Here is an 18,607-nt window from a genome sequence, read left to right as displayed (position 1 = left end):
TGACAAAAATATAGCAGGAAAATATGCGGTATTCTATTGATTTTATTGAATTAATTTTGTACAGTAAATTAAGCGGATATCCACATAACTTCACTTCCTAAAAAAGGAAATTCCTCCGGTTTTGTTTGCCGGAGGAATTTTATATTGTAATCGATTCGATTGCGTCAATCTACTCTTAATAACCAGGGTTTTGTGTGAGATTGGTATTGCCCAATTGATTCAATGGAATTGGAAATAATAAGGCGCGTGGATCAGAGGCTGGTTTTTCCTGCCAAGCATCCAAGTACTTGCCAAAGCGGATCAGATCCGTGCGGCGATGAGATTCCCAGAAGAATTCGCGACCAAGCTCATCCAGCAGATCTTCTGTCGTCACTGTGGTTAGCGCCGTGGCGTTTCGCTGCGTCCGCACTTCGTTTACTAAAGGCAATGCAGCAGCGGCCTGATTCATACGTAGCAAAGCTTCCGCTTTCATCAATAGCACATCTGCATAACGCAGGAAAACCCAATCATTCTCCGCATGACCCGCACCGATGTTGGCATAATCTGGCACATATTTTACAACACGTATGCCGGTTACTTCCAGATTATTTCCGCGTTCTATAATACTCACTTCTGGTGTGAAGCTCAATGGATTGCCACGTCGGTCTTCCCGTGCTTCACCTTGCGCATTCACCTGTGGGCCAATCAAGAAACCCATATTCATACCGGAGATATTGGTAACACCTGCATAGGTGGAGCTTCTGCGTTGATCGCCTTGTTCATATTTATCATAGAAATCAGAGAGCGTGGCAAAACCATTCCAGCCGCTCGGGTTCATATTATAATGTAAAGTAGTTCTTAGCAGGGAGTAAATATCTCCAGAATTACTTCCGCCGATGTTTGCGCCAACAAAGATGTTCTCGGACGACTCGTTATTGTTGAGTGCAAAATTGTCAAAGTAATTATTTGCCAATGTATAGCGACCGATGATCTGGTCGGCCAATGTCACGACCATTTGCATATCTGCATTGTCGAATACCGGCGTTTCTCTATTTAAGAAAGCGCCTTTATTCAGGTACACCTTCATTAGCATCATACGTGCGGCATCTTGGTTGGCCACTTGCGGATTGCCTGTTGGCAAATCGGGCATAATCTCGTTCAATTCCGAGATCAAATACTCCATTTGCTCTTCAGCGCCACGAACACGTGGCATGCCCAAAATATCCTCGCCGGGTTCGCGGTATGGTACTTGCCCCCAGCCGTCTAAGATAGAGAATTGCGCAAATGCACGGATAAAGCGTGCTTCAGCTGCTTGCCGTGGCGTCGGATTATAGCGCAACAAATCTGTTCCGGCATAACTCACGGCATTCAGGTTTCGAAACACATCGTGAATCCGGACATGGTCGGCTTGCCATTGATGCAAAAATAAGGCACGCCAAGCGCCGTTATCATCCCAGTCACCACCGCGCGTCGGCGGAATGGTTTCGTCGGAAGTCGTTTGTTGCAGTGCCCACCAGCCACCATTTCCTTGATACGGTGAGCGCATAGAAATATAAGCTCCTTGCAGCAAGGCGGTCGCATTGACTGCTCCCGGTTCGGTATCCGAGATTTGTCCGTTGAGTTTTTCATCCAGCTTCGTACATCCGCCAAAGGCGATGCAGCCTGCTAATATCATGGTATATAGATTTTTTTTCATGTTTTCGGAGATTAAAGAGAGAAGTTAACGCCTAGGTTGAAAGTTCGTGCTGGCGGATAGCCAATGTAATCGATTCCTGCAGAACCGGTGTTACCGACGCCTTTGGCGGTGTTGACTTCTGGATCAAACCCAGAATATTTGGTGAATAACAACAAGTTGGTTCCGTTGAAGAAGATGTTTAAGTTTTTCAACGAAGCGCCGATGTTACCTACACGGTAACCAATGGTTGCATTGGCCAACTTGAAGTAGCTTCCGTTTTCGATAAAACGAGAAGATGGGGCGGCCGAGTTGGTCAATGATTCCTGAATAGGAGAGTCTAGCAAACCAGCTGCAATGTTTCTAAATCCACCCAAATTGGTAATTGGTAATACCGTGTTGGCAGTATTATTATAAATGTCTTGCCCCAGCATACCGTTGAAGTTCGCGGAGAAAGTGAATTTTTTGTACGCCACATCAGTACTGAAACCAATCAAGGCACTAGGATTTGGATTGCCCATATACAGCATAGAAAAACCATCATCGGTGTAGGTCGAGAATCCTTCTGGACTTAAGCCCGTAAATTCACGTGTCATAATAGCAAACATCGGTAGCCCCGCTTGAATGACCTGCACCGTAGCTCCCGAAACACCCTGGCCACTTAATGCTCCTGTAAGGATCACATTATTCATGTTGTTTACTTCATTTTTCAATAAAGTCAGATTAGCACCGATATTCCAGGTTAGGTTTTCTTTTTGAATTACGTTGGAATGTAAGCCAAATTCTACCCCTCGGTTACGAATCTCTCCATCCAGATTGCTGTAGATAATAGGCGCATCCGGTGCATTTGGATATAATGGAATAGTCGGGTAGAGTAGGTCTGTGGTTTTCTTATCGAAAACATCAATCGAACCTGTTAATTTGGTGCCAAATAGTCCGAAGTCTAAACCGATGTTGATTTGTTCGTCGCTCTGCCAGCGTAAATTTGGGTTACCATTATTGATCGGTCTGATCGCATTGTCATTAATAAAGCCATAACGGTTAATCGCTGATCCTGCCGGAAACTCTTGGTTACCCGTACGTCCCCAACCTGCACGCAAGCGCAATTCACTTAACCATTCCACATCTTGCATAAAGCTTTCGTTGCGGATGTTCCAAGCAGCTGAGAAAGACGGGAAGTTTCCGTATTTATTATTAGCGCCGAATTTCGTAGATCCGTCACGGCGTACCGTAGCAGTCAATAAATAACGCGAGTCGTAGTTAAAAATAGCACGGAAGAAATAAGATTGCAATTCGGTCGTCGGATCATTGAATGAATTGACTGTCCGGTTACCGCTGGATCCCGCTTGTAATGCGTCTGTATAATCAATGTCGATATCACCGTAATTGATACCACGGAAATCCATACCCTTGTACATGAAATTCATGTATTCATAACCGATTACGGCATTCAAATTTAGTTTATTAGCAATCTCGCGATTGAATGTTAAGGTGTGTGTCAATTGGCTCGTCATCAGTTCGTTATTCGCGTAAGATGCCTCACCGCCCAAAGCGCCACCATCTTGATCGGCTACAATGCCGGGAATATTGATCCAACTTCTGGTGGATGCTCGACGGATACCAGAGCTATAGTTTACCGCTCCTAGAACACGATATTCTAACCAATCATTGAATTTGTAATAAGGCGAAACGCTACCAATCACCGTGGTAACGCGTGCATGATCATTATTGGCTTCCGCCATGCCTAATGGGTTGATGATCGATGTGCCGTATTTGATGTTAAGCGAACCGTCTTCATTATATAGCCTTTCTGTTGGATTCCAGTTGAGCGCTTGCCCGACTAAGCTACCTTCAAAACCGGCATCAGTCGTTACCGCAGCTAATTGTTCGTTGGTTTGCGTACCAATTAGTCCCAAATCTAGACCTAGTTTCTTGCTTTCTAGCATGCGGAAGTTCCCGTTTACTGAAGCCGCCACCTTTTTAAAACCACTTTTGATGAGAATACCTTCTTGATCTTGGTAACCGATGGAAGCGCGGAATTTCGCATCTTCCGTACCGCCACTCATCGATACCGCATAATCTTGGATGATGGCGTTGCGCGTAATCGCACCCATAGCATCCACATTGTCTCCTAGATCGCCTCCGGTAATACCATAACTATTTAAGGCACCACGGAACTGATTAGCATCTAATATATCTAAACGACGCATCAAAGAAGATACACCTGTAGATGCGTTTACATTAACCTGTAGATCGCCTGCTTTACCACGCTTGGTATTTATTAATACCACACCGTATGCCGCTCGCGCACCGTAAATCGCAGTGGCGGAAGCATCTTTTAGGATTTCCATGCTTTCAATATCCGACGTATTGAGAAAGACCAATGGATTTCCACCTGGTGTAGCCCCAACCGCGGCACTACGTGATGGACGCGGTGAGCGACCATCTAAGGCAATTCCATCGACTACATAGAGTGGTTGGCCATTTCCTGTTACAGCCGAATTACCACGAATACGAACCGTCGTTTCGCCACCCGGTTGGCCGCTGTTGTTGATCATTTGTACACCAGGTGCTTTACCTTGGATTAATTGATCTGGCGCTGTGAATGGTCCCTGATTAAAGTCTTTTTCACTCACCTTGGTTACCGCTCCGGTCAGGTCTTTCCGCTGTACGGAAGCATAACCGACAACCGTAATCTCACCAATATCCTCGCTCGAGGAAGCCTGCAAATTGATATTTAATGGCGACATCTCTGCGCTAACGCGAATGGTTTCGCGGTACGTTTCATAGCCTAAAAAGGAAACAATTAATGTATAGCTTCCTGCGGCTACGCCGCTAAAACTAAACGATCCGGTGGCATCGGTACCGGCTTTTCTATCCAATTCTACTAATGTTAAGGTAGCTCCCGAAATAGCCTGTCCGTCGCCGGTTACTTTACCATTTAGGGTAGCATTTTGCGCAAACGCAATGTTTCCATGCAGTAGGAAAAGTACCAGCGCGGACACAAGCATGCGAATACCTTGAGCAGGTAATTTTGATTTCATGTGTAGTGTGTTTTAAGTTTATCAAATAGTAGTTTTTACACCAATTAGAAGGGATAGCGTGATTAGACTACTCCATGGTGTGCATTTTTAAGTTTATATTTTTTTATAAGTGGTAATCAAATTTAATAAAAAAAGCCACTTAAGGGATATATATTTAGGAATATATTCCTTTGTAGGAAAATTTGTTTTGGAAGGATAGAATGCTGCTATGGAATCATAGGCTATGAAAAACTGCGACATAGCATCATGAACACTGTCAGTTTTGAGGTGTTCACGATGCATTTATGAGGTAATTTTATTATCTCACGATTGTGAAATAGTCGTATTGTTGTGTAGAAATATGGTGCGGATTCTACATTTTATTTGAAAAAACTAATCAACAATTCTTTTTGCAGCAAAGGTTCCATTCGGCTGAATCGTATAAAGCGTGCTTGCTATTCCAGTACTTTCATTTAGCTCAAAGCGAATCGCAAAGCCAGCAAGATCTTTGATTTTAAAATTGTGATTTCCTTGGGCTATAGTTTCATAGTTTTTCTGGCCAGGTACATCCATAAAGACAACATTATCCTTTACCGTGATCTTAATCTTCATGTTGCCAACAGCATATTGCCCCGTATAAGCTTCTAAATCTTTTGCGCTTAGTTCCTTGACGGTGGCTTTACGTGTAAATTCAAACGATTCTGGAAGTTCTAACTGGGCGCTTTTAATGTCGCCATCAAAGCCGGTGTGAAAAGTGATTTTCTGTCCTTCGCTGACTTGTTCACTCTCTTTATCTGTACCCAATTCTCGGAAAATAAAGGTATCATAATGGTAATGTTCTAACCAAAGTTCTTTTGTCGCTACATGTGTTTTTAGCGTATCATTTTCAAGGCGTATCTCAAATTGTCCATATGCTGGATGATGATATTGTCCGGCATAATCTGCTAACAGATGTGATGGTTTAGTACCTTTCACCTGTCTCATATCTTCTTCTGCCGGTTTTACCTCGGTTTCTGCGCTATCTTGTTTTACCCCGCGCGTATTCCAATTCACGTAAGATAAGTTCAACAATTGGTCAGAGATCAAGTTACGCACGATACCCGGCACTTCGGAACCATTTTGATTCGTCAACACCACAATACCCAAGGAATCGCTGGGAAAGAACGCGACGGACGCCGAGAATCCATCGATATTACCGCCGTGCTCTACTTGGTAATGGCCGCGATAGGAGCCAGTCATCCAACCTAAACCATAGTTTTTGAGATGTACATCTGGTTGTTTGGCAGAGGGTAAGGCTGCTGCGATCACCATCTGCGAACTCATGGCTTCCTGAACGTAGTTTGCTGGTAAAATTTGCTGACTATTGAATTTTCCTTCATTCAGCCACACTTTTACCCAATTAGCCATTTCTGCTACGCTGCTGTTAATACTACCTGCTGGCCCCATGCCACTGATATTATAATAGGGAAGATATTTAATGTTTTTATCGTCGTCTACCGTGTAGCCCAATGAAGCATTTTTATTGTTCGACAGATCAGCAATACGCAAATTACTTTGCGTCATGCCGAGTGGATTCAGAAAATGGGTACGAATATTATCTTCCCAAGATTTTCCGGTCATCTTCTCAGCAATCATACCTTGCGCTAGGTACATGAAATTGTTGTACAACCACGTAGCGCGCAGATCGGCAGTCGGTTTCATGTGTTGCACACGGGCCAATAAGCTGTCGCGAGAACCGGTGTTGAAGAGATACCATGAAAAGTCGTAACGAGAAATTCCGGTGCGGTGTGCCATCAGGTCACGTACGGTCACTTGATTTTCGCGTCCGTCTTGAAAACGTAAGGCGGGCAAATGTTGGGTAATTTTATCGTCCAAAGACAAACTGTCGCCAAATAATTTGCCGACTAATCCAGCAGTAAACGCTTTGGTCGAAGAGCCAATAGCGTACAAAGTTTGTGGCGCAGCGGGTAGCTTTTCTTCGTAATTACGATAACCGTAACCTTTGCTATACAGTAAGCTATCCTTGTGTACTACAGCGACGGAAAATCCAGCAACTTGATAATCCGCTCGTACTTTTTCGAGCAATGAATCGATGGTAGACCAATTTGCGGAAGTGCTAGTTTGGGCTTTTACCGAAGTGGTTGCGAATATGACGAGTAAAAGTGCAGCGAAAAAACGACTTGTATTGGGAAAGTGATTTTTTGAATACATACTAACTTATAGCAATAAATGGATATTTGGTACCCCTAAGTTAGTATTAATAATTTAAAAATAAATAATATTAATATAATTATTAATATTATTTATTTTCCTTATGAAGTATTGGTATATGTATATCTTTTAGAAGGGCTAAACCAAATATTCAAAGAGCGTCTGATCCTTATTGATCTCAATAAAGTCAAACTTATAAGCTTTCAGCCGCTCGATCAGACTGGTGTAGTCTTTGGCAGTGCCCAACTCAACACCAATCAATGCAGGTCCGCGTTCACGCTCTGTTTTTTTAATGTATTCGAACCGGGTAATATCGTCTTTGGGCCCCAATACTTCAGTTACCAAAAGTCTTAATGCACCTGGACGCTGTGGGAATCGTACGATAAAATAGTGCTTGATACCTTCGTACAAAAGCGACATCTCTTTGATCTCGCCCATACGATCAATATCATTGTTGCCACCCGATACGATACATACGACTTTCTTGCCGCGAATCTCTTCTTGGTGAAAGTCCAATGCGGCGATAGACAAAGCCCCTGCTGGTTCGGCCACGATGGCATCCTTATTATAGAGTTCTAGAATCGTGGTGCATATCTTACCTTCTGGTACTGAGCGTACGCTATCCAATAATTGGCTAGAGATAGCAAAAGGAAGCGCACCAATCTTTTTGACGGCAGCACCATCGACAAACTTGTTGATACTTTCTAACTCAATCGGCCCACCATGTGCTATCGCAGCTTGCATAGAAGGCGCGCCTTCGGGCTCTACGCCATACAATTTAGTAGCAGGCGCATGTTGCTTCATATAAAAGCTTAATCCAGAAGATAAGCCGCCGCCACCGATGGGCATAATCACCGCTTCGACATCCGGTAAATCTTCCAAAATCTCCACTGCTACGGTGCCTTGGCCTTCGATTATTTTGATATCATCGAAAGGAGGGATGAAAACCATGGCATGTTCGGCGGCGTACTCCAACGCGGCCTTTTGGCAGTCATCAAATGTGTCGCCTGTCAATACAATTTCTATATTGCCATTGCCCCACATTTCTGTTTGCGTAATCTTTTGCCGCGGTGTTGGGCCGGGCATAAAGATGATGCCTTTAATGTCTAGCTTTTTGCACGATAGGGCAACACCCTGCGCGTGATTGCCCGCACTAGCACACACGACGCCGCGCTGTAAATCATCCGCCGCTAGGCTACTAATCTTATTGAATGCGCCACGCAATTTGTACGAACGCACGACTTGCAGGTCTTCCCGTTTCAGGTAAATCTCTGCACCGTACCTTTCCGACAGGTGATGATTATATTGCAATGGCGTACGAAAAACGACATCTTTAATGCGCTCTTTGGCAGCCAGTGAGTCGATTTCCAACGTGGATAAATTCATGTATTATTTATGTGTTATGTATACAGGAAAAGTTTATTTGACTAAGGTCAAAAGATCCTCATCCACAATGTCTTTTTTGGCATCTGCTAATACGAGAAAACGCTCGTAGGTAGATGCTAATGCTTCTTTGTCCATGGTATATCCCAAACGCTCTAGATGGTGCTTCAAAGCATGACGGCCAGAGCGTGCGGTCAGGATTATGCCGGCTTCATGTAAGCCTACATCTTCCGGTCGGATGATTTCGTAATTCTCGCGGTGCTTCAAGAAACCATCTTGGTGAATACCAGAGCTGTGCGCAAAGGCATTTTTGCCCACGATAGCTTTGTTCGGTTGTACCGGCATGCGCATCATCGAGCTCACCTTTTGCGAGATAGCTGTAAAGAGTTTGCTGTTGATGTTGGAGGTAAGACCCGGGAAGTGCGCTGCATGTACTTTCAGAATCATCGCTACTTCTTCCAACGACGTGTTTCCGGCACGTTCGCCAATACCATTGATGGTACATTCGACCTGACGTGCACCATTCTGAATCGCGGCGATGGAGTTGGCTGTCGCCAATCCCAAATCATTGTGGCAATGTGCCGAAATGATAGCCTGATCGATGTTCTTCACGTTTTCTTTCAGGTATTTGATCTTCGCACCGTACTGATCGGCCAAGCAGTAGCCGTTGGTGTCTGGAATATTCACGACCGTGGCACCTGCCGCAATAACAGCTTCGATCATCTGCGCTAAGTAGGGAAGGTCGGCACGGCCTGCATCTTCTGCATAGAACTCCACATCTTCTACAAAGCTTTTCGCATGCTTCACGGCGGCTACTGCACGATCCAAAATCTCTTCGCGCGTGCTATTGAATTTGTATTTGATGTGCATGTCCGACGCACCGATACCGGTGTGAATGCGTGGGCGTTTGGCATATTTTAAGGCTTCGGCGGCGACCGTAATGTCGTTTTCATTCGCGCGAGTTAAGGCACAGATAATGACGTTGTCTACCGCTTTGGAAAGCTCGACGACAGACTGAAAATCTCCGGGACTGGATACAGGAAAACCCGCTTCAATAATATCCACGCCTAGTGTTTCCAGATCTCTGGCTATTTCGATTTTTTCCGGTGTCGTAAGCTGGCAGCCGGGTACTTGTTCACCATCTCTTAGGGTGGTGTCGAAGATATACAAATGATTCGGATCGTGTAACATAGGGTTCGAAATTTAGTACTTTACAGTATGTTTATATATCGGTTATCTACTTTAAAAACTCCATGACCTTTTGGCCCATGGCTACGGTGCCTAAAATGCGATCGGCCGGCGTGTCGTTAACGGCAATATCGGAAGTTCTCCAACCTGCTTTCAGTGTTTGATCCACAGCGTCGGTTACGGCTTTTGCCTCGTCTTGTAATCCAAATGCGATATCTAACATTAAAGCTGCCGATAGGATAGATGCTAATGGATTGGCTTTGTCTTGGCCAGCGATATCATGTGCAGATCCGTGAATTGGCTCAAAAAATCCAGTGCCGTCACCTATAGAAGCGGAGGCCAACATGCCCATCGAGCCAGCGATCTGCGAAGCTTCATCCGTGAGGATATCGCCAAATAGATTCGCGGTCAACACGACATCAAATTTCTTTGGATTTTTCACCAGTTGCATGGCCGCATTATCGATAAACATGTGCTCGGTTTCTACATCTGGGTATTCTGCAGCCAGTTCTTGTACCACTTCTCTCCACAGGCGAGAGGTTTCTAAAACATTGGCTTTATCTACCGAGCAAAGACGTTTGCCACGGGTTTGTGCCGCCTCAAAAGCTTTGCGTGCAATACGCTCTACTTCATAACGGTGGTAATTCATCAGGTCGGAAGCGAAGGTGTTATCTTCATTACGCGTTTTCTCCCCGAAATACACATCACCGGTCAGCTCACGGAAGAATAAAATATCGGTACCCTGCAGGATCTCCGGTTTCAAACTAGAAGCATCCAATAGCTCATCGAACAATAAAATAGGGCGTAAGTTAGCATACAAACCCAATTCCTTGCGGATTTTCAGCAAACCTTGCTCGGGGCGTACTTTGGCGGAAGGATCATTGTCGTATTTAGCATGACCAATCGCTCCAAACAAGATCGCGTCAGAAGCTTTGGCTTTTTCCAAGGTTTCATCAGGTAATGGATTGCCTGTAGCTTCGATCGCCGTATGCCCCATAATGGCGTTGTCAAATTCAAACTCATGTCCGAATTTGGAAGCGATTACTTCTAGTACCTTCTTACCCCATTCTGTGACCTCTTGTCCGATACCATCACCGGGGATGATTAATATATTCTTCTTCATGTTATGTCGTTACTTGTCGAGTTTTTACACTCGTTCTTCTAGTATGATTTTATGTTGTGGTCTAACTATTTTTCCCTTTTCCAATACCAAACGGTGATCGATGGATTGCGGTAATTGACTTTCGTAATGTCCGACGTAAAGCAATGTTTTGCCATACTGGCACAGCTCATCTACCACGTCGTTGAAATACTGTGTTTGCGACTGGTCCAAGCCTTGACAAGGTTCGTCCAAAACCAATAGCGTGGGGTTTTTAATGACCGTTCTAGCCAGTAATGCCAGACGCTGTTTGCCCAATGGCAAGGTGCGGAGTAGTTCGCTTTTGACGGAGTATAGATCGAAAAAATGCAGCAGCTCGTCTACCTGCTTCTTTTGCTGAAAAGATGCTTCTGAAAACAAGCCGATGCTATCGAAAAATCCAGAAGCTACGGTATGCCACACGGTAGCGCTTTGGTCAAAATACCAATGCATTTCTGGGGAGATCAATCCAATCTTCTGCTTGATGTCCCAGATGCTTTCGCCCGATCCGCGTTGGTTGCCAAATAAGCGAATATCCAGCCCGTAAGCTTGCGGATGATCCCCATTAATCAGGCTGAGCAGGGTAGATTTTCCCGATCCATTGGATCCCTGTATTACCCATTTGTCGCCTCGATTTACGGTCCAGGATATGTCTTCCAGCACGGTCTTATCGCCATAGCGCACCTTCACCTGATTCAATTGAATGATGTCCTCACTGGGAGATGCCGGCGCTGCTTTTAGAAATTCGGGTAAAGCTCGGGATTCACGTGCTCGATCCGTGATAAAATCTTCGGGACTTGCTACCGCTTTTAATGTACCGTCTTGCACTATCCCGAATGCTTGGATGCATTCCGGAAGGTTAGGATCATTAGTCAGCAGGATCACATGTGTTCCCGTCTCTGCTAACGCATCAATACAGGTGTTTAGTGCTTTCCGCGATGCTTTGTCCAAACCGGTATAAGGCTCATCGATAATCAAAAGCTGCGGTTTGCTCCACAGTGCTTTCACTAATTGCATTTTTTTGTGCTCCCCACTGGAAAGCTCAATAAGCTGGGAATCCATGTGTTCCTCAAAACCTAATGCTTGCACGTAGGGCAGTGCTTCTACTAACGATAAATTTTCCTGTTCTGCAAAATGCGCCAATTCGCCTTCAACAGTTCTGGTATCTCGTCCCTGATGGACATTGTAGCGTTGCTGATAATAAAAGTTGCGATCGCCTTCTAAGTTGGTAAACTGATACCAGTTGGGTACATAAAGTACGGCTGGAGATCGGTCACTCGGTAAATCTAACTCAATCGATCCCTGATAAGTGACTTGATTGGCCAAAGCACGGGCTAAGGTTGTTTTTCTAGAGCCGCTTTCGCCGCCAATTGCCCAATGTGTGCCACGCTCATAAGTCCACACCAAATCTTGCAAAACAGCTTTAGCACCGTATCGAACGAAAAGATCTTGTATGTGGACCAGCGGTTTAGACATAGCTATATGGGCGCGTTTTTTCAAATTCTTCGACCTCTGATCGGTTACTCAATATATAATCAATATCGTCATAGCCATTGATTAGGCAAGACTTTTTGTAGGCATTGATCTCGAAATTGAATGCTTCGTTGGTGTCTTGAATGGTCACGGTCTGTGCTTCCAAATCTACCAAAAGTGAGGAAGCGGGATTTTTGAAGGTGGAAGCAAAGATTTTTTCTAGAAACTCCTCCGTAACCTGAATCGGTAGCACGCCATTATTGAGTGCGTTACCTTTAAAAATATCTGCAAAAAAGGAACTGATCACGACATCAAATCCAAAATCCTGAATGGCCCATGCCGCGTGCTCCCGTGAAGAACCACATCCAAAGTTTTTGCCAGCAACCAATATTTTACCAGAATAGGTTGTATCATTCATCACGAAATCTGCTTTAGGCTGATTGTCGCCATCAAAGCGCCAGTCGCGGAACAGGTTGTCGCCAAAGCCTTCGCGCGTCGTTGCTTTTAAAAAACGAGCCGGAATGATCTGGTCGGTATCAATATTTTCAATCGGCAATGGTACAACCGAAGAATGTAATGTTTCAAATTTTTTCATTTCATCTAATAGCTTAGTGAATCTATACGACAGCTTCTGCTCCCAAAAATTCGCGAATATCCGTAATCTTTCCTGTAATCGCTGCCGCAGCGGCCGTCAACGGGCTCGCTAACAAGGTGCGTGCATTAGGGCCTTGTCTTCCTTCGAAATTTCTATTCGAAGTGGATATACAATACTTTCCAGCAGGAATCTTATCTTCATTCATTCCCAGACAAGCCGAACAACCTGGCTCACGCAAGGTAAAACCCGCTGCTTCCAACACCTTGTCAATGCCTTCGGCTTTGGCTTGCGCTTCTACTTGCTTCGAACCCGGAACGATCCACACTTCTACCTGCTCTGCCTTTTGCTTGCCACGTACGAAGTTGGCGACTTCACGCAAATCTTCGATACGGGAGTTGGTACAACTACCGATAAACACATAGTCAATCGCACGGCCTAAAAGCGGCTGATCGTCTTCAAAACCCATGTAGTTCAGCGCTTTTTTGTACGACGGACGCTCGGATTCTGGTTGTGCTTCTGTAGCTGGAATGTGCTCGGTGACACCCATTCCCATTCCGGGATTGGTACCATAGGTCACCATCGGTTCGATATCTTCTGCGGCAAACTCCAATACGGAATCAAACGTAGCATTCTCGTCAGAATACAAGGTTTTCCAGTATGCTAAAGATTCGTCCCATTTCTGATCTTTTGGCGCAAATTCGCGTCCTTTTATGTAATCAAAAGTGATATCATCTGGAGCGATCAATCCACCACGCGCACCCATTTCGATACTCATGTTACAGATTGTCATCCGTGCTTCCATGCTCAATGCACGAATAGCCGAGCCGGCATATTCAATGAAATAGCCCGTACCGCCTGCGGCGGAAATCTTTGCAATGATGTATAAAATGATGTCTTTAGCACCGACGCCTGCACCCAATGTTCCGTTCACCTCGATTTTCATCGTTTTTGGTGCTTGTTGCAACAAACACTGTGTCGCAAAAACCTGTTCTACTTGCGAGGTTCCGATACCGAATGCGATCGCGCCAAAAGCGCCATGTGTAGAGGTATGGCTATCACCACACACCATGGTTTTACCCGGCAAAGTAATGCCTAATTCTGGGCCAATAACGTGTACAATTCCTTGATAAGGATGACCCAAGCCGTAAAGCTCCACACCAAACTCGCTGGTGTTTTTACTCAACATATCGACCTGATATCTGGATAATTCTTCTTTGATCGGCAAATGCTGATCAATTGTTGGTACATTATGATCGGCCGTAGCCACCGTCTGATTCGGTCTGAACACCGGTAAATTGCGCTTGCGTAATCCGTCGAAGGCCTGCGGCGAAGTCACCTCATGGATGAGGTGCGTATCGATATACAGGATGTCTGGAAAACCTTCTTGCCGTTTCACAACATGCGCATCCCAAATTTTTTCTACTAATGTTTTTCCCATTATGCTCTCTCTCAAATTGTGGTATTATGGATACGGGTCAAATTGACATATCGTCAATTTGACCCGTGATATGTCTATCAAAATTACGAAAATTTTAATGGATTATCCTGTTTTTGCTATTACGCCGTCTTAATCGTTTTCATGGCCTTCATGGCTTTACGTAGTTCACGTCCAACGACTTCCACTGGATGATTGCGCAATTTTTCGTTGATCGTGACCAACTTCGAATTGTCTACTGCGCCATCTTTTCCATCGTTGAAGTTCTTTCCAACGATGTCTGTATCTACCGTTCTCATGAAGTCTGCCAACAATGGTTTACATGCTTGATCAAACAAGTAACAGCCATACTCAGCCGTGTCAGAAATAACGCGGTTCATCTCGAACAATTTCTTGCGGGCGATGGTGTTCGCGATCAATGGTGTTTCGTGCAATGATTCGTAGTACGCGCTTTCTGGTTTGATACCCGCTTCTACCATTACTTCAAATGCCAACTCTACCCCAGCACGTACAAACGCCACCATCAAAGTGTAGTTGTCAAAGTATGCTTGCTCATTGATTTGTACATCACCAGCAGGCGTTTTTTCGAAAGCTGTTTCGCCCGTTTCTGCACGCCATTTCAATAGGTTGACATCGTCGTTTGCCCAGTCTTCCATCATCGTTTTGCTGAATTCGCCCGACATGATATCGTCTTGGTGTTTTTGAAATAGCGGACGCATGATATCTTTTAGCTCTTCTGATAGTTCGAAAGCTTTTACTTTCGCTGGGTTGCTCAAGCGATCTAACATACCGCTTACGCCACCGTGTTTCAAGGCTTCGGTGATAACTTCTACACCGTATTGTACCAATTTAGAAGCATATCCGGCATCGATTCCTTTTTCGACCATTTTGTCGAAAGATAGGATAGAACCCGTTTGTAGCAATCCACACAAGATGGTTTGCTCACCCATCAAATCTGATTTTACTTCGGCTACGAAAGAAGATTTCAATACACCTGCTTTGTGTCCACCAGTTCCTACGCAGTATGCTTTGGCTTCTGCCCATCCTTTTCCTTGAGGATCGTTTTCTGGGTGAACCGCAATCAGTGTAGGTACACCAAAACCGCGTAAGAACTCGGCACGTACTTCAGATCCTGGTGATTTAGGAGCTACCATGATAACGGTTAAGTCTTTACGTACTTGCAATCCTTCTTCTACGATGTTAAAACCGTGAGAATAAGATAACGTAGCACCTTGTTTCATCAAAGGCTGTACGGCATTGACTACATTTGTATGTTGCTTATCTGGAGTTAGGTTGATCACAAGATCTGCCGAAGGAATTAATTCCTCGTAAGTGCCGACGGTAAAGTTGTTGTCCGTCGCGTTTTTCCAAGAATCTCTTTTTTGTTCGATGGCTTCCTTACGCAGGGCATAAGAAACATCTAAACCACTATCGCGAAGATTCAAACCTTGATTCAAACCTTGTGCACCAGCACCCACAATGACGATTTTTTTGCCTTTTAACGCCTCGATGCCATCCGTGAAAGCGCTAGCATCTAAAAATTTTGCTTGTCCTAATTGTGTTAACTGCTCTCTGAGCGATAGGGTATTAAAGTAATTTGCCATTGTTATTTATTTATATTTTTTTGATATCGATTGAGGTTATTTAATTAATCTTTTTTGTGCGGTGGCGTAGCCAAAATGTAGGTTGTCATGCCCTGCCGTGGTCATGATGACTTCTTCGATCTTATGAAGCGTAGATTTGTAGGTGCTGGTCTCAAAGGGTTGAAAACCGGCAAAAATATCGGTTTCGTAATCTAAATGGATCGCATTTATCGTATCTACGGCTAATTTCTTCAAGGCATCTACTTCGGCCTGCTCTACAAAATAAGTCGGTTTAGTTCCTTTAGCGTAAGCAGATAAATATTGGATCTGACTCGTGTCTGGGCGAACGCCTGAACGGCTATAGCACAAACCTTGCGTGGAAACCACGATATGGCCAAAATTCCAGATGATATTGTTGTTAAATCCTGCCGGAATTTCATTGAGTTGCTCCAGCGTTAGCGTATCTAACAGTTCGATAAATGCCCGTCGTGTATCACGGATAAAGTGGAATACTTCCTTCATGTCTGCGGTATGATTACATCGTGAAAACCTCGTCCTGCTGATCTAGGAATTCATTTTCCACGACATCAGGTGATGGTTCTTGTTGTTCAAACTCTTTCAACTTCTGGTGGAAACCAGCACTTTCTTTGATAATCGCAATGCGAGCGCCACGCACAAACTCGATCAAATTGTATTTGGTGAGTTCGGCTGTCAAGCGGTCGATCTCTTCACGATGACCAGCCGTCTCGAACACGATATAGTCATTGCGAATCACGACGGCACTCGCGCCGTATTGGCGTAATAATCGTTCGACGTACGCTTTTTCGGCGATCACATCGGCAGGCACTTTGTAGAGAGCTTGCTCTTGCCACACCAACTCATCATTGGTGTTGTAATAAGCTTTTAATACTTCGACTTGCTTCTCGATCTGCCGACACAATTTGCGTACTACCTCTTCGCTTTCGCTAATCACGATGGTAAAACGGTGTATGCCTTCCACTTCAGATGGTGAGGTGTTCAGGCTTTCGATATTGATCTTGCGTCGAGAAAAGATCGTGGATATACGCCCGATCATCCCAATAGAATTTTCGGTGTATAAAGTGATGGTATATTCTTGCTTTTCCATTTTAATTCATTAAAAAATGAGAAATTACTTCTAACTTCTTATTTACTTCAACCGTATTTCTGAAACTGAAGTTCCTTGAGCAACCATGGGAAACACATTGTTTTCCTTGCCCACCATGACCTCCAACAAATAAGCGCCATCGTGATCCAACATCGTTTTCAAAGCAGATTTCAGGTCTTTGCGTTCCGAAATCTTGTTTCCGTCGATGTAGTATCCTTTGGCGACTGCTACGAAATCTGGACTGGTGATGTCCACAAAAGAATAGCGGCGTTGATGGAATAGCTGTTGCCATTGGCGTACCATGCCCAGAAACTCATTGTTCAAGATCAAGATCTTGACTTTAGCACCGAATTGCATAATTGTACCTAATTCTTGTATCGTCATCTGAATACCGCCATCGCCGATAATCGCCACCACATCGCGATGCGGCGCTCCGTACCAAGCGCCAATAGCGGCTGGTAAACCAAAGCCCATGGTGCCTAATCCGCCTGAAGTAACATTGGATCGGCTAGCATTAAACTTGGCGTAACGACAGGAAACCATCTGATGCTGCCCTACGTCGGTCACAATGATCGCATCGCCATTGGTCAGTTCATTTAAGTTTCTAAGTACTTCGCCCATCGTCAAGATATCTGTCGAGGGGTTTAGTTCTTCTTGGATTACTTCTTTGATTTCTTCCTTCTCCAATTCGCGGAATTCAGCCAGCCAAGCACTATGATCCTTTTCTTCCAACAAGGAGGTAAGTAGTGGAAGGGTTTCCTTACAATCACCCCATACAGGAACTGCAGATTTTACATTTTTATCAATTTCCGCTGGGTCAATGTCCAAATGCACAATCTTTGCCTGCTTGGCGTACTTATCCAAACGGCCCGTCACGCGATCGTCGAAACGCATCCCGATGGCAATCAGCACATCGCACTCATTCGTCATCACGTTGGGCGCATAGTTACCATGCATGCCCAGCATTCCCACGTTGAGCGGATGATCTGTTTCTAGTGCACTCAATCCCATCACAGTCCAAGCGGCAGGGAAACCACTTTTTTCGATAAACGCTTTGAATTCGGCTTCCGCCTTACCCAAGATGATACCTTGTCCGAAGAGGACAAATGGTTTTTTTGCTTGGTTAATGACCTCGGCAGCCTGCGTGATATATTCGTTGCGAACCACTGGTTTCGGACGGTAGCTCCGAATGTGATGACATTTTTTGTATCCTAAAAAGTCAAAGAGCTGCAGCTGCGCATTCTTCGTAATATCTACCAATACGGGACCCGGACGACCCGTGCTGGCAATATAAAACGCTTTCGCCATGACTTCCGGAATTTCGGTTGCATCGGTCACCTGATAGTTCCACTTGGTTACCGGTGTGGTGATGTTAATAACATCCGTTTCTTGAAAAGCATCGGTGCCCAATAGTGCCGCAAAAACTTGTCCGGTCACGCAAACAATCGGATTGCTATCGATCATGGCATCCGCTAATCCCGTCACGAGATTCGTAGCGCCTGGTCCGCTGGTCGCGAATGCCACACCCACTTTTCCAGAGGTGCGTGCATAACCTTGCGCCGCATGTATACCACCTTGCTCATGACGCACGAGAATGTGTTTCAATTTTTCGTTATAATCATACAAGGCGTCGTAGATCGGCATAATAGCGCCGCCTGGATAACCAAAAATGGTCTCTACGCCCTCTTGAAGCAAAGCTTCTAAGACGGCCTGCGCTCCACTAAGCTGGGTTGTCGTAGCTGTTTCTTTTTCTAACTGCGTTTTTTCTAATGTGCTCATGATATATTCCGCGTAAAGGGTG

General features: G+C 44.8%; 13 protein-coding genes. All 13 read right to left on the bottom strand.

All coding sequences use genetic code 11. The annotated features are described in order from the left end of the window. Positions 1–175: 175 nt before the first annotated feature. Entirely contained in the window at positions 176–1,675 is a 1,500-nt protein-coding gene (locus AC3IRT_RS15020; RefSeq protein WP_489394025.1) for a RagB/SusD family nutrient uptake outer membrane protein, read from the bottom strand. 11 nt (positions 1,676–1,686) lie between these two features. Then, entirely contained in the window at positions 1,687–4,695 is a 3,009-nt protein-coding gene (locus AC3IRT_RS15015; protein WP_489394024.1) for a SusC/RagA family TonB-linked outer membrane protein, read from the bottom strand. A 372-nt stretch (positions 4,696–5,067) separates the two neighbouring features. Further along, a complete protein-coding gene (locus AC3IRT_RS15010; RefSeq protein ID WP_489394023.1) occupies positions 5,068–6,885 on the bottom strand; it encodes a serine hydrolase in 1,818 nt (605 codons plus the stop codon). A gap of 138 nt (positions 6,886–7,023) precedes the next feature. Continuing rightward, the gene (gene ilvA / locus AC3IRT_RS15005; RefSeq protein ID WP_489394022.1) at positions 7,024–8,271 is read right to left on the bottom strand and encodes a threonine ammonia-lyase IlvA; all 1,248 of its coding nucleotides are present in this window, start codon (positions 8,269–8,271) and stop codon (positions 7,024–7,026) included. 33 nt (positions 8,272–8,304) lie between these two features. Then, positions 8,305–9,459 carry a 2-isopropylmalate synthase gene (locus tag AC3IRT_RS15000; protein ID WP_489394021.1) on the bottom strand — a complete coding sequence of 385 codons (1,155 nt, stop codon included), beginning with the start codon at positions 9,457–9,459 and terminating at the stop codon, positions 8,305–8,307. Positions 9,460–9,505: 46 nt separating this feature from the next. After that, positions 9,506–10,579 carry a 3-isopropylmalate dehydrogenase gene (gene leuB, locus AC3IRT_RS14995; RefSeq protein ID WP_489394020.1) on the bottom strand — a complete coding sequence of 358 codons (1,074 nt, stop codon included), beginning with the start codon at positions 10,577–10,579 and terminating at the stop codon, positions 9,506–9,508. A 24-nt stretch (positions 10,580–10,603) separates the two neighbouring features. Further along, positions 10,604–12,070 carry an ATP-binding cassette domain-containing protein gene (locus tag AC3IRT_RS14990; protein ID WP_489394019.1) on the bottom strand — a complete coding sequence of 489 codons (1,467 nt, stop codon included), beginning with the start codon at positions 12,068–12,070 and terminating at the stop codon, positions 10,604–10,606. Then, positions 12,063–12,662, bottom strand: coding sequence for a 3-isopropylmalate dehydratase small subunit (leuD, locus tag AC3IRT_RS14985; protein WP_489394018.1), 600 nt, complete (start codon positions 12,660–12,662; stop codon positions 12,063–12,065). The genes AC3IRT_RS14990 and leuD overlap by 8 nt, the downstream gene beginning before the upstream one ends. Before the next feature lie 22 nt (positions 12,663–12,684). Next, entirely contained in the window at positions 12,685–14,100 is a 1,416-nt protein-coding gene (leuC, locus tag AC3IRT_RS14980; protein ID WP_489394017.1) for a 3-isopropylmalate dehydratase large subunit, read from the bottom strand. Between the two features lie 119 nt (positions 14,101–14,219). Then, positions 14,220–15,701, bottom strand: coding sequence for a ketol-acid reductoisomerase (gene ilvC, locus AC3IRT_RS14975; protein WP_489394016.1), 1,482 nt, complete (start codon positions 15,699–15,701; stop codon positions 14,220–14,222). 36 nt (positions 15,702–15,737) lie between these two features. Next, the gene (locus AC3IRT_RS14970; protein ID WP_489394015.1) at positions 15,738–16,202 is read right to left on the bottom strand and encodes a DinB family protein; all 465 of its coding nucleotides are present in this window, start codon (positions 16,200–16,202) and stop codon (positions 15,738–15,740) included. Positions 16,203–16,215: 13 nt separating this feature from the next. After that, positions 16,216–16,806: an acetolactate synthase small subunit gene (gene ilvN, locus AC3IRT_RS14965; RefSeq protein ID WP_116774076.1), complete on the bottom strand. Its 591-nt coding sequence runs from the start codon at positions 16,804–16,806 to the stop codon at positions 16,216–16,218. A 42-nt stretch (positions 16,807–16,848) separates the two neighbouring features. Continuing rightward, positions 16,849–18,585 (bottom strand): biosynthetic-type acetolactate synthase large subunit, encoded by a 1,737-nt coding sequence (gene ilvB / locus AC3IRT_RS14960; RefSeq protein ID WP_489394014.1) that lies wholly within the window; start codon positions 18,583–18,585, stop codon positions 16,849–16,851. Positions 18,586–18,607: the final 22 nt, after the last annotated feature.

It is taken from the genome of Sphingobacterium sp. KH_072, assembly GCF_057837975.1.
This window is presented reverse-complemented; position numbering and strand designations above follow the sequence as displayed.